The 25634-nt window shown below is 58.1% G+C and carries 19 protein-coding genes and 1 tRNA gene; 11 read left to right on the top strand and 9 right to left on the bottom strand.

Features of this window, described 5'->3' with window-relative positions; all coding sequences use genetic code 11:
- The first annotated feature begins 272 nt into the window (after positions 1–272).
- Together ACZ47E_RS14255 and ACZ47E_RS14250 are read left to right on the top strand one after the other, a co-directional pair.
- Positions 273–1466 carry an HlyD family secretion protein gene (locus ACZ47E_RS14255; protein ID WP_004437388.1) on the top strand — a complete coding sequence of 398 codons (1194 nt, stop codon included), beginning with the start codon at positions 273–275 and terminating at the stop codon, positions 1464–1466.
- A 3-nt stretch (positions 1467–1469) separates the two neighbouring features.
- Positions 1470–3443 (top strand): glycosyltransferase family 2 protein, encoded by a 1974-nt coding sequence (locus ACZ47E_RS14250; protein WP_022563341.1) that lies wholly within the window; start codon positions 1470–1472, stop codon positions 3441–3443.
- Positions 3444–3456: 13 nt separating this feature from the next.
- On the opposite strand, the gene ACZ47E_RS14245 is transcribed toward ACZ47E_RS14250, so the two are convergent.
- Positions 3457–4563 (bottom strand): cache domain-containing protein, encoded by a 1107-nt coding sequence (locus ACZ47E_RS14245; RefSeq protein ID WP_072495000.1) that lies wholly within the window; start codon positions 4561–4563, stop codon positions 3457–3459.
- A gap of 316 nt (positions 4564–4879) precedes the next feature.
- Positions 4880–7105, bottom strand: coding sequence for a bifunctional diguanylate cyclase/phosphodiesterase (locus ACZ47E_RS14240; RefSeq protein ID WP_278067744.1), 2226 nt, complete (start codon positions 7103–7105; stop codon positions 4880–4882).
- Positions 7106–7582: 477 nt separating this feature from the next.
- Here ACZ47E_RS14240 and ACZ47E_RS14235 point away from each other — a divergent pair, with 477 nt between their 5' ends.
- From ACZ47E_RS14235 to ACZ47E_RS14210, 6 genes are all read left to right on the top strand, one after another.
- Positions 7583–9178: a peptide ABC transporter substrate-binding protein gene (locus tag ACZ47E_RS14235; RefSeq protein ID WP_278067745.1), complete on the top strand. Its 1596-nt coding sequence runs from the start codon at positions 7583–7585 to the stop codon at positions 9176–9178.
- A gap of 51 nt (positions 9179–9229) precedes the next feature.
- Positions 9230–10153 (top strand): oligopeptide ABC transporter permease OppB, encoded by a 924-nt coding sequence (gene oppB, locus ACZ47E_RS14230; RefSeq protein ID WP_045533877.1) that lies wholly within the window; start codon positions 9230–9232, stop codon positions 10151–10153.
- Positions 10146–11276, top strand: coding sequence for an ABC transporter permease (locus ACZ47E_RS14225; protein WP_004437370.1), 1131 nt, complete (start codon positions 10146–10148; stop codon positions 11274–11276). The genes oppB and ACZ47E_RS14225 overlap by 8 nt, the downstream gene beginning before the upstream one ends.
- Before the next feature lies 1 nt (position 11277).
- Positions 11278–12888, top strand: a complete 1611-nt coding sequence (locus ACZ47E_RS14220; RefSeq protein WP_278067746.1) for an ABC transporter ATP-binding protein — start codon at positions 11278–11280, stop codon at positions 12886–12888.
- Between the two features lie 603 nt (positions 12889–13491).
- Positions 13492–13674, top strand: a complete 183-nt coding sequence (locus tag ACZ47E_RS14215) for a type I restriction enzyme subunit R domain-containing protein (RefSeq protein ID WP_022563332.1) — start codon at positions 13492–13494, stop codon at positions 13672–13674.
- Positions 13674–14798: a DUF3387 domain-containing protein gene (locus tag ACZ47E_RS14210; protein WP_022563331.1), complete on the top strand. Its 1125-nt coding sequence runs from the start codon at positions 13674–13676 to the stop codon at positions 14796–14798. Before ACZ47E_RS14215 ends, ACZ47E_RS14210 begins: the two co-directional genes overlap by 1 nt.
- A gap of 235 nt (positions 14799–15033) precedes the next feature.
- On the opposite strand, the gene ACZ47E_RS14205 is transcribed toward ACZ47E_RS14210, so the two are convergent.
- The 6 genes from ACZ47E_RS14205 to ACZ47E_RS14180 form a co-directional block, all read right to left on the bottom strand.
- A tRNA-Ser gene (locus tag ACZ47E_RS14205) sits at positions 15034–15123 on the bottom strand.
- 197 nt (positions 15124–15320) lie between these two features.
- Entirely contained in the window at positions 15321–16202 is an 882-nt protein-coding gene (locus tag ACZ47E_RS14200) for a dihydrodipicolinate synthase family protein (RefSeq protein WP_278067747.1), read from the bottom strand.
- Complete coding sequence (locus tag ACZ47E_RS14195) at positions 16199–17842, bottom strand: ABC transporter ATP-binding protein (protein WP_006699958.1); 1644 nt, start codon at positions 17840–17842, stop codon at positions 16199–16201. Before ACZ47E_RS14195 ends, ACZ47E_RS14200 begins: the two co-directional genes overlap by 4 nt.
- Entirely contained in the window at positions 17835–18758 is a 924-nt protein-coding gene (locus ACZ47E_RS14190; RefSeq protein WP_022563330.1) for an ABC transporter permease, read from the bottom strand. Before ACZ47E_RS14190 ends, ACZ47E_RS14195 begins: the two co-directional genes overlap by 8 nt.
- Positions 18759–18773: 15 nt before the next feature.
- On the bottom strand, positions 18774–19688 hold the full coding sequence (locus ACZ47E_RS14185; protein WP_022563329.1) for an ABC transporter permease: 915 nt from the start codon (positions 19686–19688) through the stop codon (positions 18774–18776).
- 76 nt (positions 19689–19764) lie between these two features.
- Positions 19765–21273, bottom strand: coding sequence for an ABC transporter substrate-binding protein (locus tag ACZ47E_RS14180; RefSeq protein ID WP_004437354.1), 1509 nt, complete (start codon positions 21271–21273; stop codon positions 19765–19767).
- Between the two features lie 320 nt (positions 21274–21593).
- Between ACZ47E_RS14180 and ACZ47E_RS14175 the strand changes: the two genes are divergently transcribed.
- From ACZ47E_RS14175 to ACZ47E_RS14165, 3 genes are read left to right on the top strand one after another with little or no spacing between them, the layout of a single operon-like run.
- Positions 21594–22790 (top strand): sialidase family protein, encoded by a 1197-nt coding sequence (locus tag ACZ47E_RS14175; RefSeq protein ID WP_022563327.1) that lies wholly within the window; start codon positions 21594–21596, stop codon positions 22788–22790.
- Positions 22787–23743, top strand: coding sequence for a 4-hydroxythreonine-4-phosphate dehydrogenase PdxA (pdxA, locus tag ACZ47E_RS14170; protein WP_006699954.1), 957 nt, complete (start codon positions 22787–22789; stop codon positions 23741–23743). Before ACZ47E_RS14175 ends, pdxA begins: the two co-directional genes overlap by 4 nt.
- Positions 23740–24867: an iron-containing alcohol dehydrogenase gene (locus tag ACZ47E_RS14165; protein WP_022563326.1), complete on the top strand. Its 1128-nt coding sequence runs from the start codon at positions 23740–23742 to the stop codon at positions 24865–24867. Before pdxA ends, ACZ47E_RS14165 begins: the two co-directional genes overlap by 4 nt.
- Before the next feature lie 56 nt (positions 24868–24923).
- On the opposite strand, the gene ACZ47E_RS14160 is transcribed toward ACZ47E_RS14165, so the two are convergent.
- Positions 24924–25631 carry a FadR/GntR family transcriptional regulator gene (locus ACZ47E_RS14160; protein ID WP_004437348.1) on the bottom strand — a complete coding sequence of 236 codons (708 nt, stop codon included), beginning with the start codon at positions 25629–25631 and terminating at the stop codon, positions 24924–24926.
- Positions 25632–25634 lie beyond the last annotated feature (3 nt).

Below are 25634 nucleotides of genomic sequence, written 5' to 3'. Positions count from 1 at the left end.
TCCATGACGCTCGCCGAGCCACCTCCTCTCGGTGATCGTCGCACGCATTCTCGCCCTTTGCCTGTCGATAATCGTGCAAAGCGAGCGCTCCACAAAAACTCGCGGGCAAGTTTTGACCTGAGACACGTTTAGCGCTCGGTGGTTTGATAGGTCAAAGTCTATATGCGCCGGTTGTCATTTAACCGCGCGCTAACTCTGGGAGCGGGTTTTCTCAAGCAGGGTGAACCGATCCCCGGCCGTACGTTTTGTTAGGTAGATGCGGAGGAGGAAACATGAAGCTCATAAAGATCGGATTCGGTTTGTTGCTGATCTGCGGTGCTCTTTATGTGGTGCTTGGGGAGCAGCTTAGCGGCGCGAGTGCGAATGCGTTCATAAATGCCCGTTTGACGACGATACGCGCTCCCATCGCTGGCAAAATTGAATTGATTTCCAGGCCGCTGGGCGCCCAGGTTGCGCAAGGCGATCCACTGGGCTCTCTTGAGGATCCTCTTGTTGACGGCATCCGTCTCCTTGATCTCGAACTTCAACAGGCCGATGCTCAGACCGAAATAAAAAGGCTCGAGACCGTCGTCACGTCTTTCGATGAATCGATTGATGAGTTGCAGACCCGCGCGGCCATCTATCGTGAGGAAAGAAAACGCCAGCTCGCGGCTCAGGCTCAGTCTGCCGACGCCTCGCGTGCTGCATCCGAGGCACGTCTGAAATACGCGGAACTCAGCCGCGAGCGATCATCACGGCTAAGCGGTCAGGGCATTTCTACCGCACAGTCCCTTGAACAGGCCCAGTCACTTTCCGAGGTTTCCGCGCTGGAGGTCGCAAATGCAAAGGCTCAGGCCGCCGAAATCGTTGTGGCACAGAAGGCGGCCGAGCGGGGAGTATTCCTCGGAGACGGATTTAACGACGCCCCCTACTCCGAACAGAGGATTTCCGAGATCGACGTGCAGCGTCTGGAATTAAAAGCGCAACTTGAGGCGAAGAAACTGGCATTGGCTGCAATTTCCGATCGGCTGGCAAACGAGCGTCTTCGTGTAAACAGACTTTCTTCCTCAGATCTGGTGGCGAATGTGAATGGTGCGCTGTGGGAGTATCTCTCCGCTTCGGGCGAAACGGTCCAGCGCGGTCAGGACCTCATGCGCCTGATCGACTGCGACTCCGCAATTGTGACCTTATCCGTGTCGGAAAGCGTCTACAATTCCCTCAGGGTCGGCGCACCCGCGACCTTTCGCCTTAACCGAAGCCGTCAGGTTCTTCAGGGATCGGTAATCCGCCTTGCGGGTTCCGGCGCGGCTACGATCTATGAAAACATGGCAATAGCACCGAGTCAGCGCCACCTCCAAAGGTACGACGTGGCACTTGATGTGCCGGCTCTGCGGGACGACCCCGACCTTCGGTGCCTCGCAGGGCGCACGGGCAGGGTGTTTTTCGAAACGCGCGCTTTTGACTGGCTGCGAGGACTATGGAGATAGGACTTGGACAGTTTTCTCTATCTTAGCGAACTTCAGTCGAGCTTCGCTCATCTGGCTCTGGCCTTCGGGTGCGCACTCGTCCTGCCATACCTCCTGAACAATCGTAACTGGACCCACAGGACGTTCCTTTTCGCAATCGGAATGGCTTTAGCGGTGCGATATATCTGGTGGCGAGGAACCCAGACCCTGGCCCCGCCCGGCTTCACGCTGGACTGTCTGTTCAGTTGGTCATTCTTTGCTCTGGAAGCATTATCTGTTCTCTCGTCGCTGAGCGCGTTTACAATCCTGACCAGAACCACCGATCGGTCCCCTGAAGTCGAGGAGAATAAATCCTGGTGGCAACCGGATCCGCCTCCAAAAGTCGCGATTCTGATCGCCACATACAACGAGGAGCAAGCCGTTCTGGAACGGACGGTCGTCGGGGCAAAGGCCAGCGATCATCCGGACGTCCAGGTTCTTGTGCTGGATGACGGGCGCCGTGACTGGCTGCGTGACTTCTGCAAGGAGCACGACGTTCGATACCTTCGCAGGCCAGATAACAAGGGCTCGAAAGCCGGCAATATCAATCATGCCCTGGGCGTTCTTGCGCAAGACGATCAACCGCCAGACTTCATAGCCGTGCTGGACGCGGACTTCGTTCCTCACACGGATTTTGTCTCGCGCGCACTTGCGCTTTTCCACGACCAGGAGGTCGGACTGGTTCAAACACCCCAGCACTTCTTCAATCCGGATCCTATCCAGCATAATCTCGGGCTCAGCCGATCGTATCCCGACGAGCAGCGCTTTTTCTTTGACCATTTACAACCAAGCCGCGACGGGTGGGGCATCGCATTCTGCTGCGGCACGTCGTCGGTGATCAGATGGAGGGCAGTGCAGGCCTCCGGTGGGTTCCCGACAGACAGCATCACGGAAGATTTCATGCTGACGCTTCAGTTGCAGGAGCACGGCTATCGGACGGTCTATCTGAACGAAGCGTTGACCGAGGGCCTTGCTCCGGAGGGGTTGAAGGAATACGTCACTCAGCGAGCGCGATGGTGCCTGGGGCTCATGCAGATTGCCCGAGGAAGGCTAGGTCCCTTTTCGCGGAACAATTTGCGGCTGCGGGACCGCTGGAGTGTCGTTGACTCGGTATTTTTCTGGCTCACCACCTTCACATTCCGCATCGCCTCCATGACCTTTCCTCTCTTTTACTGGTTTTTCAACATCACGGTGGTCAACGCATCTGTTCCCGATGTCATCAGCTATTTCGGGGCGTATATGGTGTGGATCCTGTTCGTGTTGAACTTCATCTCGTCCGGAATGGTGATCCCCATCGTCAATGACGTCAGCCAGTTGCTTGGTGCGCTCCCCATATCGAGAGCCGCCATTGTGGGGCTTGTGAAGCCGAAAGGTCACCCTTTCAGTGTTACGGCAAAGGGAGGAGACCGAACCAAAGTCGTTGTCCAATGGCGTCTTATGCGCCCCTTCCTCCTTTTGACGTTTCTGACCGTCGCCGGGGTCCTGATCGGTCTGGTCTCTGACCGTTTCGCGTTCAATGACGCAGGAGACGGGAAGGTCGTTATCCTGTTCTGGACTGTTTACAATCTGGTGATCCTTGCCGTGACGCTGCTGGTCTGTGTCGAGTTGCCACGACGTGAGAAACACTATGCGGACCGTCCCGAGCGGGTCGTAATATCCCTCGGCGGTGCGCTGAAGCGTGTCTGGATGACGGACCTGACGCAGGAAACGGCCCGTCTCAGAGGGGTAGACGCGCCTATAGCTACCCAGATCATCATGAAACTCAAAGAAATCGGAGATTTCACCGCCACGGTGCTGGATCGGACCGACGACGGCCTGGTCGTTGCGCTGGGGTTGGATGAAACACAGTACCAGCTCTTGCTGAAAAGACTTTACGCTGGAGGGAGCGTACCAAGTGTCACGTCAACACGGCTATCGGCGATCATCAAGGATGCCACCACCCGTTTTGCCCGCCAGTAGTGGTCTAGCTTACTTAACCGCCGTCCTGCCGGTCTGCACTTGCCTGCAAGCGAGAAATTGCCGAGCCGATTGTAGCTAGTTCGGAAGTTCTCCTGCTCTCGTAGGGATATACGTTCTGTCCATCCGCAACGGCTTTGGCATTGACGGCGAGGTGATGGAACGGCCGGATAAACGAGACAATGAACAATGACATGAGGAGCAGAAGGAGCAGGGTCAGAAGAGACAAACTAATAAAAAGACCGCTGGAGAAGCTACTGGCCGCATTGCTGAATGCGTTCGCATCGATCCTCGCGACAATGGACCACCCGAACCTCGGTAGGCTTTGGTAGCTGGCCTCGGGAAGCGTGGCTACGAAGTAATTCTTGCCATCAGGCCATAACTCGAGGCTCACGCCGGTGGCACCTGTCCTTGCTCTTCGAAAGCTTGGCAAATCCAGGTTTGAAGGGCTCTCGTTCGTGGACGATATGACAGCCCTGCCCTCGGGATTGACTATGAGGACGTCGACGTCCAGGGCATCACTCAGCTCACGAATGTAGGCTTTTGCCCACTCCAGATTGAGATGAAGCCCAAGAACTCCTGTTACTGACTGACCAACACCGGTTACAGGGGCTGCCAGGTCGAGGAACCGTAACGGCTCCCCACTTTCGGGAGCAGGAAGTTTAGCCGCAAGAAGAACCGCTTCGTGCGCATCCCCGGCGAAGTTGCCCTGAAGCCCCCTCTGAAACCACGGACGGGATGACACGTCGGCGCCGACCAACAGACCGTTTGACGCGACACGGACTTTGCCGTCATTTCCGGCATAACCTGCCCACGACACAACCCGTCCGCTTCCCACGAGCGTTGAAAGATCGTCCTGGATCTCTTCAGGCTGGCTCACCGCAAGCGACCTTCCCAACGTTTCGAGGTTTGTCCATTCTCGATAAAGGGAAGCGGCGAAGGCTGTTTGAACGCCCCGTACCCTGGTTTCCACGGCAGTACGCAGACTTGCCTCCTGGAAACTGAGCATTCGATCGTCAATCACCTTGAACACAATCGCGGCACCGACGAGGATACAGGCAAACATGAAGCCCGCCGTGACTGCACTCAACGATGGCAGGCGACTTTTTGGTTCATTGGACATGGACACCCGCGCGTTTTGTCGTGTCAACCTCGACCGAAACTAGATAACGGCCGGCGGGCGAGCAATCTGCCGATTATCAGGGGTTGTTTTTTCGGCGTGAGGTCGCGAATTCGGATCTGCCAGGCATCGCGACTAACCTCGTTCCTGCACAGAGCCAATGTGACGAGCTTGGAAGGCTTGCATCCCATTGGTGTTGAGGCGAACGACGCATTTCGCCAGAAGCAGGTCGTGCCTGGCTCCGCCCGCCGCGGAGTGAGCGGCGAGGATTTGCAGGCGTGTCACGAGCTCTTGCGACGCCGCGAATTGCGACGGTTGATCAGCGGCTTACGTTATACGACTGTCTGTCAGGCCAGAAACCCGCGTGACCGGGCAGCGTCGAGAGGGGATCAGGGGCCGAGAGCAGCGCGCGAGCAGCATTCGGCGACAAGGGCCGTGCGAGTAGAAAGCCCTGCAGATGATGGCAACCGAGGCTCTCCAGAGCATCGCGCTGCTCCGTTGTCTCAACACCCTCAGCCGTAATCTTCAACCCCTTGGCCCGCGCGACATTGATCATGGCAGTGACGAGGGCCCTGTTGTCGCTTCTGTGGATTTCCTCGATGAATGATCTGTCAATCTTGATGCGATCCACCTCAATCTTTTGAACCCGCGAGAATGACGAATATCCTGTTCCGAAATCATCAATCGCAAATCTGACTCCGGCTGCGCGCAGGGCCGCAATGGTCCGTTCCGATCGGCCGTCCTCTCCGGTAGCTGCGCTTTCCGTTATTTCGATTTCCAGGCGGTTAGCCGAAACCTTCCATTTTTCGAGCGCAGCAATCACGTTCAGCGGATAGGCCGGCGAACACAGTTCCAGCAAGGAGGCGTTGAGCGCGATGTCGATGTCGGGAAAGTGCGCCAGCATGGAACAGGCGTCTTCTAGCACAATGGCTCCGATTTCGTGGATCAAACCGCACTCTTCGGCCAGCGGAATAAACTCTCCGGGGCTTACGTATCCAAGTGTGGGGTGGTTCCATCGGGCCAGCGCCTCGAGGGAACAGAGCATCCCGTCCCGTGCTGAGAAGACTGGCTGATAGAATATCTCTATCTCCGCGCGGCCGTTGACCGCCTTCCGCAGGTCAGCTTCCATAGCCCTTCTCTTGCGAAGCAACTCGTCCATGTGCTCGCCGAATATTGCGTAAGTATTCCTGCCAGCTGCTTTGGCATGATACAGTGCGATGTCGGCCTGACGTATCGCCTCGTTTGCATCAAAGGCGCCGTCCTTTACGGCCACTCCGACGCTGGCACCAATTGTGACTTGCGTCTCCTCGATCTCGAACGGTAATCGAAGGTCGTCCACAATGGCTTTTGCAACATGCTCGGGCTGCAGCAAATCGTTCGATGTGACAAGGACGGTAAATTCATCACCACCGATCCGCGCAACAAGACTGTCGGGCAAAAGGCTCGTGAGCCGCGCCCCGACAAGTGATATCAATCTATCTCCTGCAGGATGTCCAAGCGAATCGTTCACCTCCTTGAACCTGTCGAGATCGATGAACAGCACGGCGTGTGCCTCGTCTTCCCTCGCATTTTGCGCGGCGGTCGCAACTCTCGCATTGAATTCCGATCGATTGGCAAGGCCGGTTAGAGTGTCGTGTGCCGCCTGATACTGCAACTGCTCCTGGTTCGCCTTCAATCGGTTCGACCGTCTCCAGAGGGCGTTTCCGCCGACGCTCGCTGCACTGAATATGGCAAAAAAAGCAAATGCGATCGCGGGAATGGTAGCTTCAAGGACTTGCTGGCCGGGCCTGAACGGCTGCCATTCGAAGTAGCCAACGACCTGTCCGGATGTTGAATGCAACGCAAGATAAGAAAAACGCGGGTCCGTTGGCTGATGAAGGGCAAATCGAAGATTTTCGAACTGGTATTCCTGCCCCACCGTTGCTGCGAGATCTCCGTCCAGAAATCGGACCGCAACATGCAGATTTTCTCGCCCCGGTTGCTGCTCGATATCACCCGTGTCGGAAACGATCGGTTTTATGCTTACGATCGCCGGACGTGAGCCAACGTAGACGATGTCGGCTTCTCCTATGGAGAGCACCTTGCTACTCGTTCCGTCCTGATCGCCTGCGATAAGGCGTTCCTTCAGCTTCGTCGCTAACGGGAGATAGGCGGTCCGCAAACCATCGGCGGTGGACGCGTCATTGTGATCGACAAGAAATTGATAGATCGGATTAAGGTCCGCTGTCAGCACGATTGCTGCATCGTGTCCGAAATAGGTATTCATCCATACGCCGAGATTGGTTTCCATCCAGTCTGGATTACGGGCAAGGGAGTTCGTGACGGCGTCATCCCAGACAGTGGCGCTTTCCTGATCATGAGCAATCGATGACTTGAGTTTCGATACTGTCAAGGCGACCACGTCACGCTGCCTTGCAACTGCGATACCGTCGCTTGCGATCGCCGCAAAATAGAGTGACAAGAGAAGCAGCCCGCAGATGGCGAATGACGCCATGACGGGCAGGCTAAATCTCCAAAACCATTTCGACTGCAGAAGGGTTTGCATCGTTTCATATCCGCCTGTGTTTCGTCCAGACTACGTGACCGAAACTTAAAGCGGCTGGAACCAACATGGTTAAGTCAGGTCGAAATCGCTTTCGTACGGTGCCGCACAAAACGGTTTCGAAAGAGGGATTGCGCTGTCACGGAGCGACTTGGCAATCTCTCCATCGACATGGTTGTAACGATGGTATTTTCATCCAGCAGGAGTAACACCCGGTGCCGGTCCGCTTCCAACTTGGCTTACGATGGCAACCTCTTGCCTTGCCGGCGCCTCAGCCCGACTGCAGAGTTGCCAGACGCGATGAGGCACCAAAATAACAGAAGATTTGGGCGACGGTATTTGTAAGTTCGGGCACGCGCTGCATCCGCTTCTCCTACCCCTGGCTCTGCAGTGGCAATTTTACCTGATGATTTCGTCTCGGTTGCGCTTCCTGGCGATTTGGCCATATTTGTCGGCTCAATAGTCACGGGGAAAGAAAAAATGTCGATAAATGCTAGGTCTCGGGTCGCGGTGGTGATGGCTGCGCTTCTCTTGGGGGCGAGCTCTGCGCTTGCAGAAACAGTGCTACACCGCGGCAATGCCGGCGAACCACAGACGCTCGATCAGGCACAGACCTCCATCAACATCGAGGCCTTCATCGTCAAGGATCTCTATGAAGGTCTGACCATCTATGACGCGACCGGCAAGATCATTCCGGGCACGGCCGAAAGCTGGACGCTGTCTGACGATGGTACCGTTTACACGTTCAAACTGCGCGCCGATGCGAAGTGGTCGGACGGTACACCCGTGACGGCGGAAGATTTTGTCTTCTCTTATAAGCGCGTCGAAGACCCGAAGACCGCAGCGAAATACGCCAATATTCTCTACCCGATCAAGAACGCCGAAAAGATCAACAAGGGCGAAACGCCTGTTGACCAGCTTGGCGTCAAGGCGGTGGATGACAAGACCCTGGAGATCACGCTCGAGCGGCCGACGCCGTTCTTCCTTGAACTGCTCGCCCATCAAACGGCTCTGCCCATTTCCAAGGCGAGTTACGAAAAGAACGGCGCGGATTTCGTAAAACCGGGCGTGATGGTGTCGAACGGCGCCTACAAACTCGAAGCTCATGTTCCGAACGACAGCCTTACTGTGGTCAAGAACACCAATTTCTGGGATGCTGCCAATACCAAGATCGACAAGGTGATCTTCTACCCGGTTGACGACCAGGCCGCCTCCGTTCGCCGTTTCGAGGCGAAGGAAATGGACCTCGCCTACAATTTTTCAGCTGACCAGATCGACCGTCTGCGCAAATCCTATGGCGACCAGGTGCACGTTTCACCGACGCTCGCGACCTACTACTACACCTTCGATACGCGCGAAGCGCCATATGACGACGTCCGCGTGCGCCGGGCGCTATCCATGGCTGTCGACCGCGACTTCCTCGCCAAGGAAATCTACAGCGGCTCGCAAGTTCCGGCCTATTCGATGGTTCCACCCGGCATGGATTCCTACGGTGAGCCCGCCAAGGCCGACTTTGCAACCCTGTCGCAGCTTGATCGCGAAGACGAAGCTCTAAAGCTCATGAAGGAGGCCGGTTACGGTGAAGGTGGCAAGCCTTTATCCATCGAAATCCGGTACAATACCAACCCCAACCACGAACGCGTTGCGACCGCGATTGCCGACATGTGGAAAAACACCTTCGGCGCCAAGGTCTCCCTCGTGAACCTCGACGTTGCCTCGCACTACGGCTACCTCCAGGAAGGCGGCAAGTTCAATGTGGCGCGTGCTGGCTGGGTCGCTGACTATGCGGATGCGGAAAACTTCCTTGCGCTCTCCATCTCGTCCAACAAGACCTTCAATTACTCGAAGTTCAACAACGCCGAGTATGATGCATTGCTGAAGAAGTCCTATGAGGAAAAGGATCCGGCAGCTCGCTCCAAGCTGCTGCACGAGGCCGAAGCAATCCTCATGAAGGAACAGCCGGTAGCGCCGCTTCTGACGCAGGCCGATCTTTGGCTGGTGTCCAACCGCGTCAAGGGTTGGGTGGACAACGCTGCCAATCAACACCTCAGCCGCTTCCTGAGCGTTTCCGAATAAGCAGCACTGGCACGGTGGCCCCGCCACCGTGCCATGCCGGAGCCCAAAAACATGATCTCGTTTATTCTGCGCCGTTTGGCGAGCGCCGTGCCGACGTTGTTTATCGTCGTCACGATCTCGTTTTTCCTGATGCGTTTTGCGCCCGGTGGTCCGTTCAATCTCGAACGTCCCCTCCCCCCGCAGACCATGGAAAATCTGATGAGAACCTATCATCTGGATGAGCCACTATGGCGCCAGTATCTCATCTATCTCGGCAATGCCGTCACTGGCGATTTTGGCCCAAGCTACATCTATAAGGACAACACCGTCGCGCAGCTGATCGGCAAGGGCCTGCCCTATTCGCTCGAACTGGGTTGTTATGCCCTGTTGCTGGCTCTGGTGGGCGGCGTGCTCGCCGGCACGCTCGCAGCACTCAGGCAAAACAGCGCTTTCGATTTCTCGATCATGTCAATCTCGACAGTGGGCGTCACCGTCCCGAACTTCGTCGTGGCCCCTGTTCTCACGCTTGTATTTGCCGTGCTGCTCGGGCTTCTTCCGGCAGGCAGCTGGGGTGACGGGTCGCTACGCTACCTCATTCTTCCGATGATCGCACTTGCGCTGCCGCAGCTTGCGGTCATTGCCCGGCTGACGCGCGGTGCCATGATCGAGGCACTGCGAATGGACCACATCCGCACGGCCAAGGCCTATGGCCTTCCCGCGCGCAGCGTCGTCGTTTTCCACGCCATGCGCGCGGCAATGCTGCCGGTCGTTTCCTATCTCGCTCCCTGCGCCGCCGCGCTTTTGACTGGCTCGGCAGTCATCGAAACGATCTTCACCATTCCCGGTGTCGGCCGCTACTTCGTTCTCGGCGCCATCAATCGTGACTATACGCTGGTGATGGGCACCGTTGTTCTCATCGCCATTTTCGTCATCCTGTTCAATCTAGTCGTCGATATTCTCTACGGCCTTCTTGATCCGAGGGTCAGACATGACTGATAGCCCCGGCACTAACCCTCATTCGCAACAAATCAAAAGCCGCAGCCTGTTCCAGCTGGCAGTCCTGCGTTTCAGACGCAACAAGGCAGCCATGGCGGGTTCCGTCATGTTACTCCTTATCACTCTGTTCTCGTTCGTCGGGCCTCATTTCCTGGCGCACACCTATGATCAGGTGTTTTCCTCCTATGTCTCGGTGGCACCCAGTCTCGAGCCACGCCCTGATGTGAATAACCTTCAGGACGTGATGGAGGGTGTTGCGAGCCGGGCCCGCGTCGAGCTGAAGGAATTTGCCGTTGAAGGCCAGACTTTCACGGCGACCATCACCTCCAGCAGCGCAATCGATCCGCGCGCAACACGCTACTTCGACCGTGCCAATGAATTCAAAAATACCAAGGTGACTGCGACCGAAGACGACGGACGCACGCTGAAGCTGGAAGGCGACGTCAACCGCGAATACTTTTTCTTCGGTACAGATTCCAACGGCCGCGACATGCTTGCGCGCGTCATGCTTGGCGGTCAGATTTCGATTGCGGTCGGTGTCCTGGCGAGCCTCGTTTCCTTGGGAATCGGCGTGGTCTACGGTGCAACAGCGGGCTATATTGGAGGGCGCGTGGACAATGTGATGATGCGCTTCGTCGAAATCCTCTATTCACTCCCCTTCGTCTTTCTGGTTGTGGTTCTGGTCGTCTTTTTTGGCCGCAGCTTCATCCTGATCTTCCTCGTCATCGGCGCGGTGGAATGGCTGGACATGGCGCGCATTGTCCGTGGCCAGACACTCGCCTTGAAACGACGGGAATTTGTCAGTGCGGCGCAGGCTCTGGGGCTAAGCGACTGGCAGATTATCCGCCGTCATATCATCCCCAATACGATCGGGCCCGTTGTCGTTTTCGTGACGGTCGTCGTGCCCAAAGTCATTCTTCTGGAAAGCTTCCTATCCTTCCTCGGTCTCGGCGTTCAGGCGCCGTTGACAAGCTGGGGAGCGCTGATTTCCGAAGGTGCCAACAATATCCAGTCCGCCCCGTGGCTTCTGATATTCCCGGCGATCTTTTTCGTGCTGACCCTGTTTTCGCTGAATTTCGTCGGCGATGGGTTGCGTGATGCACTCGATCCCAAGGATCGTTGACATGAAGACGACAAATGACACCATTCTTTCCGTTCGCGACCTCAAGGTCGATTTCACCACGCCGGATGGCACTGTCCATGCCGTCAAGGGCATCGACCTAGACGTCAAACAGGGCGAAACGCTCGCTGTGGTTGGCGAGTCCGGTTCTGGCAAAAGCCAGACGATGATGGGCATCATGGGATTGCTTGCATCCAATGGCGCCATTAGCGGCTCCGCGAAATATCGCGGAAAGGAACTTCTTGGACTGCCTGTCGGCGAGCTCAACAAAATCCGTGGCGCGAAAGTCACCATGATCTTCCAGGAGCCGATGACCTCGCTCGATCCTCTCTACCGGATCGGTGCGCAGATTGCCGAGCCGATCATTCACCACCGCGGTGGCAGTAAAAAGGAGGCGCGCGCACGCGTTCTCGAACTGCTGAGGCTCGTCGGAATTCCGGAGCCCGAGCGGCGTATAGACAGCTATCCTCACGAGCTTTCCGGTGGTCAGCGCCAGCGCGTCATGATCGCCATGGCGCTCGCGAACGAGCCGGACATCCTAATAGCGGATGAGCCGACCACCGCCCTCGACGTTACGATCCAGGCCCAGATCCTTGATCTTTTGAAGTCGCTGCAGCAGCGTTTCGGGATGGCGATCGTGCTGATCACGCATGATCTCGGTGTCGTCCGCCACTTTGCCGATCGCGTCGCGGTCATGCGACGGGGGGAAATCGTGGAGGCTGGGACCACGGAGGATATCTTCGTGCGCCCGAAGGCGGATTATACCCGGATGCTTCTCGATGCCGAGCCCCGAGGGAACAAGCCTGTAGTCAGCCGAGAGGCTCCGATCGTGCTTTCCGGCCAGAACGTAACGATCGATTACACAATTCCGGGCGGCTTCCTGTCGAAATCGAGCAAGTTCCGGGCCGTTGATGGCGTGAACGTCAATCTTCATCAGGGACAGACGATCGGCATTGTTGGCGAATCCGGGTCAGGCAAATCCACGCTCGGTCGCGCTCTGCTGCGCCTGATCCAGGCCGATGGCCGGATTTTCTTCGGAAAACAGGAAATCACCGGGCTTGATCGAAAGGCCATGCGGCCGCTACGGCGGCATCTCCAGCTCGTGTTCCAGGACCCCTATGGTTCGCTTTCGCCGCGACAGACAGTAGGCGAGATCATCACCGAGGGGCTCTTCGTCCACGACCGGGACCTCAACCGTGCGGAACGGGACAGGCGCGCAATCGAGGCGCTGAAGGAAGTCGGCCTCGATCCCGCCGCCCGCAACCGCTATCCCCATGAATTTTCCGGGGGGCAACGCCAACGTATCGCCATTGCCCGCGCCATTATTCTCAAACCAGAGGTCATCATTCTTGACGAACCCACGTCGGCGCTGGACCGGTCCGTTCAGGGCCAGGTTATCGACCTCCTGCGTGATCTACAGAAGGCCCACGGCCTTTCCTACATCTTCATCAGCCACGACCTGTCCGTCATCAAGGCCATTTCAGATTACGTCATCGTCATGAGAAACGGAAAGATTGTCGAGGAGGGAGAGACAAACGCCATCTTCAACCGGCCTTCGGCTGAGTACACCAGAACACTGATCAAATCCGCTTTTTCGCCCGCCGTCGTGCCGTAGATAAAAAATGGAGCGCACGCAGATCGCAGCGCCGTAGTACCGCCCGTGCGAAACCAGTTGCTTTTGGGCAGGTGCTCATCAGGCTGTGACGTCCGGGACGCGGGCGGCTGGTGCAACATATCGGGGTTAACACCTCCTTCGTGGCTCGATAGTGAGGCACAAGGCTCGCGACTTGTCGGAGCCTGCCGACCGTTGAGAGGTCAATTCGCTCGTTGCGCGCGTAATTGCAACCCCGGTATTGAACGCCGGGCACTATCGAAGGTGCTGATTTCGCAAAAACGTCAGGGCGCCTCGCCATTGCGGACGTGCGAGCTGACGACCACGCGTCATTCCTTAGGAGCACAGGAGCCCGTTATTACCCGCCTGTCGCTGGTCGTCATTTGTTTACTCGCTCTTCGAATGTTCGATGACGTGGAAACGCCAGGAAAGACCGGCAATCGGACCAAGCAAACTTCCGCCCTCATCAGCCGTTGAGCGCCACTCGACCGATCAGAGGCGATCGTCCTCCTCACTCGAGTGATCGATCGCAAGTACGTTGCCTGACATAAACCGGCTTCACCCAAGCGCCGGATTGATCTATCCTGTTAGCAGACATGACAGTCGATGTGCATCCGAACGGCGAGGGTCGCCAAGGCAATGTCCGGCCGCGACGATCTCGCCAAGCGGGCGCGAAAGGTCGATGATCCGCTGAAACTGGTCATCGTGCGCGACACGTGGCTTACGGGGTTCGATGCGCCCTGCATGCACATGATGTATATCGACAAGCCGATGCGGGTCATGGGTTGATGCAGGCAATTGCCCGCGTCAACCGTGTCTTCAAGGAGAAGCCAGGCGGCCTCCTGGTCGATTACATCGGCATCGCCACCAACCTGAAGAAGGCGCTCGCGCAGTATTCCCAGTCCGATCGAGACAAGACGGGGATTGATGAAGAGGAAGCCGTCGCCGTCCTCCTGGAGAAATACGAGATCGTCCGGGGCATGTTCACCGGGCATGACTACAGCCTGGGTGTCACGGGCAAGCCTATCGAGCGGCTGAAGGCGCTGGCGGACGGCATCGACTGGATCTTGAAGTGGCAGCAGGCGGAAGCAGCAAAAGTCGAAAGCCCAGAGATCAAGAAACAGGCGCATCGCCGATATCAGGATGCGGTTTTGGAGCTGAGCAAGGCCTATGCCCTTGCCTCCGCCAGCGATGCGGCAACGGAAATTCGTGATGAGGTGTGCTTCTTCCAGGCCTTTCGCGCCGCTCTGGTGAAAACCACGGCTACCGGCAAGATGTCCGACAAGGCCAAATCAATGGCGGTGGAGCAGCTTCTCAACCAGGCCGTAGCCAATGCCGAGATCGTAGACATCCTGAAGGCTGCGGGGCTGCAGTCGCCCGACATCTCTGTTCTCTCTGACCAGTTCCTGATGGACGTCCAGAAGATGGAAAAGAAGAACCTCGCGCTGGAAGCTCTGAAGAAGCTTCTGAACGGGGAGATCAAGAGCCGGTCCAAAACCAACGTCGTTCAGTCCAAGACCTTCTCTCGACGCCTTGAGGAGGCGGTGGCCCGGTATCATGCCAATGCGATTTCGACGGTCGAAATGATTCAGGAACTGATCGCGCTGGCGAAGGAAATCCAAACGGCGACCGCACGTGGTGATGAGCTTGGTCTCTCTCCGGAGGAGATCGCCTTTTATGACGCGCTTGCTGGCAATGAGACGGCCGTCGAGGTCATGGGTAGCGAACAGTTGCGTGTGATCGCCCACGAACTGGTCGAGAACATGCGGGGCTCAGTCACCGTTGATTGGCAACACAAGGCAAGTGCCCGCGCCAGGATGCGCATCCTAGTGAAACGCATCCTCAAGAAGTTTGGATATCCGCCAGACCTGGAGCAGGAGGCCATACAAATGGTGCGAGCTACTTTTGCATGAGATAAGTCGAGGCTGAAGAAAACGCCACTGCACTCTTTGGTCAACCAAGAGCGCAAAGCGAACTTTTTCGGGGCCTAGGCACGAAGACTTTACCCACGGTGCGACGTTCGCGACACTTATCTAACAGCCAAGCCAACGATGATGATCCTCACACAACAATTATGTGGGTCATTTTGTGGGGCGAAGGCGCAAATTAATTACAACACATTGATAAAATTACGCTTTTTTGCATCAATGGCGGAGAGGGTGGGATTCGAACCCACGATACCCTTGCAGGTATGCCGCATTTCGAGTGCGGTGCATTCGACCACTCTGCCACCTCTCCGCATGCGCGAACGCTTGCGTTGCGCGCTCCTCTTAAACATCAATGGCCGGGCTGACAAGCGGAATTTCGCGTTTGTGTCACAAATTATTCGTCTTGAACGAGCTCACGGAATGGGGTTGGAGTTTGATTGTTTTTGCCGATATTTACTGATGACACGCCTCGGATTTTGCCAGGCGGGTGTGATTGATCGATCAGGTCTACAGTCGCTGATAGCGCCGGAGGATGTCAATGATCCGGTCATCCTGATCAGGATCCGGCAGGAGCGCCGGCTGGCGGCTGGCGCCGACGGAAGGGTCCTGGAGATAAAGCGAACGTTTCACCATGGCCGGCGCGAAACCGAGGGCATAAAGATCTGTGCGGAAAGCCGCATAAATGGCCTGCTGGCGTTCGGCTTCGGCGATGTCGCCGGCGTTGAAAGCATCGAGAATGCCGGCGAGGACGTCCGGAAGTGCGTTGCCAAGACCGGAAATGCAGCCTGCCGCACCGTTCTGCAGCGACCACAGAACGAGATGGTCCGGGCCGGAATAGACCTCGAAGCCGGGCACGTCCTTCGCCACCCGAAGATAGGCTTCGAGCGTCTGCTGTGCACCGCCGGAATCCTTGATGCCGGCGATATTGCCGTGAGTGGCGAGTTTGAGGGCGGTTTCCGGTTCTATGTGGTTCTGGGTGCGGGCGGGAATGTCATAGAGATAGACCGGCGTGTCGACAGCGTCGGCCACCGTCGAGAAATGGCGGATCAGGCCATCCTGCGTACAGGAGATGAAGAAGGGCGTGATGACGGCGATGCCGTCGACACCGATACGGTCGAAGGATCTCGCGAGCTGCAGGGTTTCGAAGGTGGCCGGCATGCCAGCATTCACGATGACCCTGGCGCGGCCGGCCACCTCATCCACCACCTCCTCCGTCAGCCGGATCTTTTCATCATGCGTCAGCGCGGTAAAATCGCCGTTGGTACCGGCGCACATGATGTTGTTGCCGGCGGCTACCTGGCGGCGCACCTGCGCACGCGTCGCCTCATAATTGATGGTTTCGTCTTCATTAAAACAGGTGACGAGCGCAACGAAGGCTTGTTTGCTCATGAAAGAACTCCGCTTGAATTTCCGGTGGCCTGGACAGGCGATGCAGCGTTATGTCCGGCCTCCCTATCGGGGTCGGGGTCGAGACTGGCTGAAAGGAGCGCGCGCGTGTAAGCCTCGCCCGGCGCTTCGAAAATCTGGCGGACGGTGCCGAATTCCACCACCTCCCCGCGCTGCATGACCATGACGTGATCGGCAAAATCCCGCACCACCGGCAGGTCGTGAGCGATGAAGATAAAAGAGAGGCCCATTTCGCGGCGCAGCTTGTCCAGCAGCGCAATAACCTGCGCCTGAACCGAAACGTCGAGTGCAGAAACCGCTTCGTCGCAGATGATCAGCTTCGGCTCCAGCGCCAGCGCCCGGGCAATGGCGATGCGCTGCCGCTGGCCACCGGAAAACTGATGCGGATACCGGCGCATATGATCCGGTGAAAGACCGACCTGCTGCAGCAATTCGGCAACCCGTTCGCGCCATTTCGCCCTCGGCACTATGTCCGGATGGATGACCCAGGCTTCGGAAATCAGCTGGAACACCGTCATGCGGGGATTGAGCGACTGGGTAGGGTCCTGAAACACCATCTGCAGATCGCGCCGAAGCGCATAAAGCTCCGCTGGCGACAGCCTGAACAAGTCACGCCCCTTCCAGACGGCGCTGCCGGCATCCGGCTCATCGAGCCGCAGCAGGATGCGGGCGAGCGTCGACTTGCCGGAACCGCTTTCGCCGACGACGGCGATGGTTTCTCCGGCCATCAGGTCGAAAGAGACACCTTTCAACGCCTCGAAGGCGCCGTAACGCTTGCGCACATTCCGCACGCTGAGCAATGGCTCACCCGTTGCTTTCGGCTCATGCATCTCGCCCCGGCCGGGGGCGGCGTTGATCAGCTTGCGGGTGTAGGGGTGCTGCGGATTGCTGTAAACCTCGCGAACGGTGCCGGCCTCTACCAGAACGCCCTTCTCCATCACCACGACCCGGTCGGCAATTTCGGCGACTACGCCGAGATCATGGGTAATGATGAGCACTGCCATGCCCGTTTCCCGCTGCAGTTCCCTGAGCAGCGAAAGCACTTCCGCCTGCACCGTCACGTCGAGCGCGGTGGTGGGTTCGTCGGCGATCAGAAGATCGGGGCGCAACGCCAGCGCCATGGCGATCATCACGCGCTGGCGCTGGCCGCCGGAAAATTCATGCGGGTATTTCGTCAGCGCCCTGTCAGGATCGGGAATGCCCACACGCGCTATAAGCCGCCTCGCTTCCGCTTCTGCCTCGGCCTTGCCCATGCCATGCGTGGTCATTGCCTCGCGGATCTGCCAGCCAACAGTATAAACCGGGTTGAGATGGCTGAGCGGATCCTGAAAGATCATGGCGATGCGCCGGCCGTTGATCTCGCGGCGCGCCTCGGTCGGCATGGTCAGCAGGTCCTTGCCGTCGAGCAATATTTCTCCACCGCCGATGCGGCCGGGCGGCATGTCGATGAGGTTCATGATGGCCGACGAGGATACCGACTTGCCGGAACCGCTTTCGCCAAGGATCGCCAGCGTCTCACCTCGGTCGATATGGTAGGAGACATCCTTCACCGCATGCACGACACCGCTTACGGTGTGGAATTCCACGGAAAGATTGCGCACCTCGAGAAGATGATCAGCCATTTTTACGGCCCTTCATTTCCAGCCGCCAGCGCTGCACCGGGTCGAGCGCGATGCGCAGCCAGTTGGACAGCAGGTTGAGCGACAGGGTGGTGAGAATGATGGCGAGCCCCGGCCAGAAGGACAGCCACCAGGCATTGGTGAGATATTGCCGCCCCTGCGAAATCATCAGGCCCCAGGTGATTTCCGGAGGCTGAATGCCGATGCCGAGGAAGGACAGCGCGCTTTCCGCGAGCATGACATAAGCGAAATCAAGCGTTGCCAAGGTCGTCAGTGTCGGCAGCACCACGGGCAGGATGTGGCGGAAGAGGATGCGTTTTCCCGAAGCGCCCATGACCCTCGCCGCCTGCACGAACATCCGTTCGCGCACCTCCAGCACCTCCGCCCGGGTGGTGCGAATATAAACGGGAATCCGTGTGATGGCGAGTACCAGCATCAGGTTGAGGATGGAGGAGCCCAGCAGATAAAGCACGATGACCGCAATCAGCAGCGATGGAAAGGACATGATCACATCCGCAAGCCGCATGATGATCTGACCGGTGCGGCTGGAGGAAAAACCGGCGATGAGGCCGAGTACAGTTCCGGTGACGGCGGAGAGAAAAACCGCGCCGGCGGCGATCATCATCGTGTTTTGTGTGGCGGCGACGATGCGCGCGAGAAGCGGGCGGCCGAGTGCATCCGCCCCCAGCCAGAAATACCACTCGCGCTGCCAGTCGAACGGTGCAAGGTTGCGCCCGCGCAGGTTCTGTTTTGTCGCGAGATCGCCGAGCCAGGCCGGGCCGACAAAGGCGAGAATGACGACAATGACGAGAAAGATGGCCGCGCAGAGCGCAAACTTGTCCGCCCACAACATGCGCAGCATGCGGGTTGCGAAAGACGGTTCATCGATGATCTCAGTATCGGCGTTCATAAGGCTCATGGCTGGACGACCTCCTCAGTGCCGGATGCGCGGATCGAGCAGCGCATAGGCGATATCGATCAGAAGGCTCATCAGGAAGATGGCCAACGCCGTGACGAGGATGGCGGCCAGAACGACATTGAAATCCCGCTGAAGGATGGAATCGATCATCAGCTTGCCGACACCAGGGAAACCAAAGATGGTTTCAACCACGACGGCGCCGTTGAGAAGGCTCGCCGCCTGATCGCCGATAACGGTGATCACGGGCAACATGGCATTGCGCAAGGCGTGGATGAAGATGATCGGACCCGATTTCACACCCTTGGCGCGCGCCGTTTTGACATAGGCCGAGGACAGCGCGCCGATCATCGAGCCGCGCACCACCTGCACGATAATGCCGAAGGGGCGTACAAACAGAACCGCGATAGGCAATATCCAGTGCAGCACGGACCCTGTGCCCGACGTGGGAAGCCAGGCCAGGTTGACGGAAAAAACCACGATCGCAACGATCGCCAGCCAGAAATCCGGCACGGATGCCCCGATGAGTGAGATACTCGAAGCGACGCGGTCAAAAAAGCCGCCGGAACGGAACGCCGCGAGCGAGCCGATGATGATGGCCGCCGTGGTGACCAGCGACATGGTGATAACGGCAAGCCAAAGCGTCCAGACGAAAGCCTCCAGCACCACATCCAGCGCCGGGCGCGCCTTTCGGAGAGATTCACCCAGATCACCCGTCATCACATCGCCGGCATAGCGCAGAAACTGCACCATCAGCGGGTCGTTCAAACCGTGCAAGGCGCGAAACTGCTGCTTCAATTCCTCGGACGCTTCCACCGGCAGAAACAGCGCCGCAGGGTCGCCCGTCAGGCGGGACAGGAAGAAAACCATCACGATGAGGCCGATCAGGGAGATCAGGCTCGCAAATGAACGTTTTCGGATGAAGTTCAGCATTGTTGCCTCCGGTTTTTCAATGCGGCGGCGAAGCTTCCGCCGCGCCGCCGCTTCTTCATTGACAGGACGCGGGACCTTATTTGATGCCGATTTCCGAAAGCTGCAGCATCGAGTTGGTGGCAATGGTCGGCTTGAAGTCCAGCCGCTCGGAGACACGGGAGAAACCGACCATGTGGAACAGCAACACATCCGCTACCACGTCATCATGCAGATAGGCGATGAGTTCGGACCAGAGCTTGGCGCGCTCGTCACCCACGGCTGCGGAGGCGCGTTCGATCAGATCGTCCACCTTCTTGTCAGAAAAGCCGGACTGGGTACCCTTGGTGGCATATTTGAAGAACATCGTGAAGGACGGGTCGCCCTTGGAATTGTCATGCATGGCGGCGACGATCTGCGGTCCACGGCCTTCCTTGAATGGCTTCGAATAATAGCTTTCGTGCTCGGCCACTTCCACGAATTTCAGGTCGATCTTGAAGCCGACTTCCTGCAATTGCTGCTGGATCGCTTCCATGATCTCGGTAACGTTCGGGAAATTCGCCGTGCGCGCGATGACGGTGATCGGTGTATCCACCTTTACGCCGGCGGCCTTTGCCTCTTCGAGCAGCTTTTTTGCACCCTCAGGGTCATAGGGGAAGACCTTGACGTCGGGATTCCAGCCGAGCGTGGTCGGCGGAACCAGCGCCGTCGCCAGGACCGCTCCTTCGGGAACCAGCGTGCCGAGAAATGCCTGCCTGTCGATGGCAAGGTTGAGCGCGCGGCGCACCCTGACATCGTTCAAAGGCGCAATATTATGATCGAGGCGCATATAGACCGTTTCACTGTCGAGATAGGAAAAATCGGTCTTAGGATTTGTCGCGTCTAGCTGTGAAATGGAGGGGGAGAGATCGGCCTCGCCAGTCTGCACCATGGCGGCCCGCACCGAGGGATCGGCGCGAAAGAGATAGGTCGCTTCCGTGACCTGCGGCTTCTTGCCCCAATAATCATCACGCGACGTCAGTACGATCTGCTGGCCGGGAGTCCAGTTGGTCAGCTTGTAGGGCCCGGTGCCGACAGGCTCGCGGATGAATTCCATCTTGGTTTCTTCGGGAACGATGGTCACGAGCGACATCAGCAGCGGCAGGATCGGCTGGGCCGGATCCGTCTTGAAATCGATCGTATGGTCGTCGACAACCGTCGGCGTCACCGTCATGCCGCCGAAATAGCGACGGGACTCGCAGGCGTTCTTGTCGCTCATGATGCGCTCGAAGCTGTGCTTCACATCCTTGGCGTCAAAATCCGTACCGTCGGAAAATTTCACGCCCTGACGCAGGTGGAAGCGCCAGCTGCCATCCGAGTTCTGCTCCCATTTTTCAGCAAGGCGCGGCTGAACGCCGTTCTTGCCGCGCACATCAAGCTCGGTCAGGGTCTCACTGACATTTTCCATAATGATACGGCCAATGTTGGAGCGCGTGGCCATGCAGGGCTCAAGCAGGTCCGCTTCTTCCGCCAGCACGATCTTGATCGGCCCCGAAGCTGCAAACGCCGGCGAGCCGGCGGCGCTGAGGGAACCCAAAACAAGGGCGCCCGCAATCAATGACTTCTTCATTCCGTTCTCCTCCCAGATCAGAAATTCAGCAACATGGCGGTGGACCGCAAGAGGCAGTTGAAGGCCCCGTCTCCCGCATCGGGGAGCATGGCGTGCGGATGATCGTCTCCTCCACCCGTCATCAAAGCATCGACGCTATCGCATTTTTTGTCAATTTATTTTTCCTTACCGATTTCAGATCAGTCTCGGTTTATAATTTTTATTGTTGTAAATCAACATATTAGATATAAAACTCCGAATGAATATCACGATATTTTCTACATAATAAACTTGACAACTTTTCGAATATGCCATTTTCATCTGCCCAAGAGGAGATCAAGATGACCCCTGATGACATCGCTCAGGCCATGACCGGAGATATCCACGTCACGTCAGAAAAACGGCGTGAAGCCTTTCTGCCATCGCCCATGATCCAGAACCATGCGAGCTTCCTGCATCTTCTGGACGATGGCGTGCTGCTCTGCGCATGGTTCGGGGGAACGCTCGAGGGAAAGTCGGATATTTCCATCTTCGCATCCGTGCTGACGCCCGGAGCCGGACGCTGGGGAGCGCCGCAGCGCCTCAGTCATGATACGGCCCGCTCCGAACAGAATCCTGTTCTTTTCACCGCGCCGGATGGCGCTCTCTGGCTGTTTCACACCGCCCAGCCCTCCGGCAATCAAGATGAGTGCCGCATCCGCATGGCGAAAATCCATCGTAATCGGTCGGAACCGGAGAAGCTCATTTCAGAGGATGGACGATTTCTCGATCTTCCCAAGGGCTGTTTCATCCGCGCGCCGCTGCGCATCCGCGATGATGGAGCGTGGCTGTTGCCGATCTTCCGTTGCGTTCAGCGACCCGGACAGAAATGGAACGGCAGCCACGATACGGCAGCGCTCGGCATTTCCACGGACGATGGCGAGACATGGACATTGCAGGAATTGCCGGACTCGATCGGCTGCGTGCATATGAGCCCGGTGGCGGGAACGGACGGACAACACTCCGCTTTTTTTCGCCGTCGCCAGGCCGATTTTGTCTACCGCACCGAAAGCAAGGATGGCGGTCGCTCATGGTCAAGGCCGCATCCGACCGATGTGCCGAACAACAATTCTTCCATCGCCGTGACAAGGCTCGGTAGCGGCCGGCTGGCAATGATTTGCAATCCCGTCAACGCCGCCCAGTCGAGCGACCGCCGCGCCTCGCTTTATGACGAACTCGGAGAGGACGATGGCAGGCCGGATGCTGATCCAAGCGGCGGATGCGTGCCCGTCTGGGGGGTGCCGCGCGCACCCGTCACAATCTGCCTTTCCGATGACGACGGGCGCAGCTTTCCGACCCGTATCCTGATCGAGAACGGGCCGGGCACATGTCTGTCGAACGATTCGACGGATGGCCGAAACCTGGAAATGTCCTATCCATGGCTTCTGGAGACACCTGACGGTGCGCTGCACGCAAGCTACACCTATCATCGTCGCGCCATCAAATATGTGCGGCTGGAGCCCGGCTGGGCCGAAACTGCGGACGGGAGAAAAAGATGAGCAATATTATCGGCATCACGATGGGCGATCCTTGCGGGGTTGGTCCCGAGATCACTGTCCGGGCATTTGCTGAAATGTCCGCTTCCGACCAGGCCGCAACGCGGATTTACGGAAACCTCGCCACGCTGGAGGCAGCAAGGCAGGCGCTCGGTCTCGATATCGATCTTGCCCCCCACGTGGCAGACTTGCCCGTTGAGGGTGCGCCTTTGCCCTGGGGCACGCTTTCACCGGTGGCCGGCGACGCCGCATTCCGCTTCATCGAAACGGCTGTGCGGGACGCCGAGGCAGGGCGGATCGGCTGCATCGTCACCGCGCCGATCAATAAGGAAGCGTTGAACCTTGCGGGCCATCATTATGACGGCCACACCGGCATGCTGCGCAGCCTGACAGGTGCCTTGGCCGCTTATATGCTGCTCGCGTCCGAGCGGCTGAAGGTCATTCATGTTTCGACCCACGTCTCGCTGCAGGAGGCCATACGCCGGGCGACGACGGAGCGGGTGCTGGCCACCATTCGCGCCGGCAACGCCCACTTGAAGCGCATCGGCTACGAACGACCCCGCATCGCGGTGGCGGGCATCAATCCGCATTGCGGCGAAAACGGTCTTTTCGGCACCGAGGACGACGATCAGATCGCGCCGGCGGTTGCGGCCGCACGCGCCGAAGGCATCGAGGTACAGGGGCCTGTTTCCGCCGATACCGTATTTCATCGCGCCTATTCAGGCGCTTTCGATCTCGTCGTCGCGCAATATCATGACCAGGGGCATATCCCCATCAAACTCGTCGCCTTTGACACCGCCGTCAATGTCTCCGTCGACCTGCCGATAGACCGTACCTCCGTCGATCACGGCACCGCCTTCGACATAGCCGGCAAGGGCATCGCCAATCACGGCAACATGAATGCGGCCATCGCCTATGCGCGCAAGCTCGTGGCAGGCAAGGGTGGAAAGGGATGAGCACCATGCCTACGGCTCCCATTCTTATCCACCAGCCGCGCAGGCTCGCGGTTGGCGCAGGCACCGTCGCGCAGGTTGGTGACTGGGCCGGCAAAACGGCCTCAACACTGGTAATCGCAACGCCGCTGACGGCAAAATTCGCCGAACGTCTGCAACTGCAGGGGCCCTTTGCCGTCTTCGACGCCATTCCGGGTGAGCCGGATACGATGACACTGGACGCCGCTCTCAATGCGGCGCGCACTGCCAGGCCCGATCTCATCATCGGCCTCGGCGGCGGTTCGGTGATGGATGTGGCAAAGCTTGTCGCCGCATTGTGGAATTCAGATCAGACGCTCGAGGACGTCGCCGGACCTAACAAGGTCGCCCGTCGCGATACACGCCTCGTGCAGATAGCCACCACGGCCGGTACCGGCTCGGAAGCAGGCATCCGCTCGCTAATCACCGATCCCCTCAAGGGCACCAAGATCGCCGTCGAAAGCCCGTATCTGATCGCGGATTTCGCTATTCTCGATCCGGAACTCACCTACTCCGTACCATCGGCCGTAACTGCGGCAACAGGCATCGACGCCATGGCCCATTGCGTCGAAGCCTTTACCAACCGCAAGGCACATCCGATGATTGATGGCTTTGCCCGCATGGGCTTCACGCTGGTCGGGAAATATCTCGCCCGCGCCGTACGTGACGGTTCGGATACGGAAGCGCGGGAAGGCATGATGCTCGCCTCCTATTATGGCGGCATTTGCCTCGGGCCGGTCAACACGGCGGCCGGCCACGCCATCGCCTATCCGCTCGGCACGCGTCTCAGCCTGCCGCACGGGCTGGCCAACGCCATCGTCTTTCCACATGTGCTGGCCTTCAATCAGCCTGCGGTTTCCGCGAAGACGGCGGAAGTGGCCGGAGCGCTGGGGCTTCGTGACCATCTCTCGCCCGGTGATCTGCGCAAGGCAGCAACCGATTTCTGCGCGGCGCTCGGCATCGAAATGTCGCTTGCCAAACACGGAGCAGCCGAGGCCGATCTGACCCGCTATGCCGAGGATGCCCATGCCATCCGCAGGTTGATGGATAACAACCCCGTCGACATGACCCTGCAGGACGTGCTGGGAATTTACCGTCACGCCTACTGAAGCAGAACCGATGCGCGTGACCGCGCATCGGTTCTCGGGCCGTTTACTTGAGCCGCCTAATCTCCGTGCGATGACTCGAAAAGCCGGTCGCGCGATCCTGTCAGGTGCTGCAGCATCAATTGGCGGGCTGAATCGGCATCTCCATCCGCGATCGCCTTTGCGATGGCCTCGTGCTCGGCAAAAACGCGGGTCAGGCCCGAGGCCTCGCGCTTTACGGACATGCCGTGGAATTTCATCCCGACCGCGATATGATCCTTGAGAGCCTCCATCGCGGTGGAGAAATAGCTGTTCCGCGCCGCCCGCGCGATGGCAAGGTGGAACTGATAGTCGGCATCCTCGCGGTGGGACTGGCGGTTGGTCGCATCCCGCATCAGCTCAAGCGCCTTCCTGATGGCCGCAAGTCTTTCGGCGTCATGCCGCAATGCCGCGGCAGCGGCCGCCGCGGGCTCGAGCGTCAGCCTGAATTCGTAGCAATTCAGAAGGTCCGCAACGTTTTCCAGCTGTCCGAAGCCAAGCGGTTCCCGCAAACCGAAGGCCCGGACATAGCTGCCGGAACCTCTGCGGGAGTAAATGAAACCCTGCTCGCGTAATCGCCGTAGTGCCTCGCGAACGACCGGCCGGGACACTTCGAATTCCATGGCGAGTTCATGTTCGGTCGGCAATCTTTCATCCGGCTTGTAGGCGCCGGATTTTATCGCCCGGTGCATCCTTTCGAAAATAATGTCCGGAAGTGCCTTGCGCGCCGTTTCTTTCATCAGCCCCATCTG

Source organism: Agrobacterium sp. 5Ca39 (assembly GCF_055382365.1).
This window is presented reverse-complemented; position numbering and strand designations above follow the sequence as displayed.

Excerpts from the sequence above, each read along its gene's own strand:
- ACZ47E_RS14195 (WP_006699958.1), bottom strand. The coding sequence starts at position 17,842 with ATGGCTGATCATCTTCTCGAGGTGCGCAATCTTTCCGTGGAATTCCAC.
- ACZ47E_RS14225 (WP_004437370.1), top strand. The coding sequence starts at position 10,146 with ATGACTGATAGCCCCGGCACTAACCCTCATTCGCAACAAATCAAAAGC.
- ACZ47E_RS14235 (WP_278067745.1), top strand. The coding sequence starts at position 7,583 with ATGTCGATAAATGCTAGGTCTCGGGTCGCGGTGGTGATGGCTGCGCTT.
- ACZ47E_RS14215 (WP_022563332.1), top strand. The coding sequence starts at position 13,492 with ATGTGCATCCGAACGGCGAGGGTCGCCAAGGCAATGTCCGGCCGCGAC.
- ACZ47E_RS14220 (WP_278067746.1), top strand. The coding sequence starts at position 11,278 with ATGAAGACGACAAATGACACCATTCTTTCCGTTCGCGACCTCAAGGTC.
- ACZ47E_RS14190 (WP_022563330.1), bottom strand. The coding sequence starts at position 18,758 with ATGAGCCTTATGAACGCCGATACTGAGATCATCGATGAACCGTCTTTC.
- ACZ47E_RS14180 (WP_004437354.1), bottom strand. The coding sequence starts at position 21,273 with ATGAAGAAGTCATTGATTGCGGGCGCCCTTGTTTTGGGTTCCCTCAGC.
- pdxA (WP_006699954.1), top strand. The coding sequence starts at position 22,787 with ATGAGCAATATTATCGGCATCACGATGGGCGATCCTTGCGGGGTTGGT.
- ACZ47E_RS14240 (WP_278067744.1), bottom strand. The coding sequence starts at position 7,105 with ATGCAAACCCTTCTGCAGTCGAAATGGTTTTGGAGATTTAGCCTGCCC.
- ACZ47E_RS14175 (WP_022563327.1), top strand. The coding sequence starts at position 21,594 with ATGACCCCTGATGACATCGCTCAGGCCATGACCGGAGATATCCACGTC.
- ACZ47E_RS14200 (WP_278067747.1), bottom strand. The coding sequence starts at position 16,202 with ATGAGCAAACAAGCCTTCGTTGCGCTCGTCACCTGTTTTAATGAAGAC.
- ACZ47E_RS14245 (WP_072495000.1), bottom strand. The coding sequence starts at position 4,563 with ATGTCCAATGAACCAAAAAGTCGCCTGCCATCGTTGAGTGCAGTCACG.
- ACZ47E_RS14255 (WP_004437388.1), top strand. The coding sequence starts at position 273 with ATGAAGCTCATAAAGATCGGATTCGGTTTGTTGCTGATCTGCGGTGCT.
- ACZ47E_RS14185 (WP_022563329.1), bottom strand. The coding sequence starts at position 19,688 with ATGCTGAACTTCATCCGAAAACGTTCATTTGCGAGCCTGATCTCCCTG.
- oppB (WP_045533877.1), top strand. The coding sequence starts at position 9,230 with ATGATCTCGTTTATTCTGCGCCGTTTGGCGAGCGCCGTGCCGACGTTG.
- ACZ47E_RS14165 (WP_022563326.1), top strand. The coding sequence starts at position 23,740 with ATGAGCACCATGCCTACGGCTCCCATTCTTATCCACCAGCCGCGCAGG.
- ACZ47E_RS14160 (WP_004437348.1), bottom strand. The coding sequence starts at position 25,631 with ATGGGGCTGATGAAAGAAACGGCGCGCAAGGCACTTCCGGACATTATT.
- ACZ47E_RS14210 (WP_022563331.1), top strand. The coding sequence starts at position 13,674 with ATGCAGGCAATTGCCCGCGTCAACCGTGTCTTCAAGGAGAAGCCAGGC.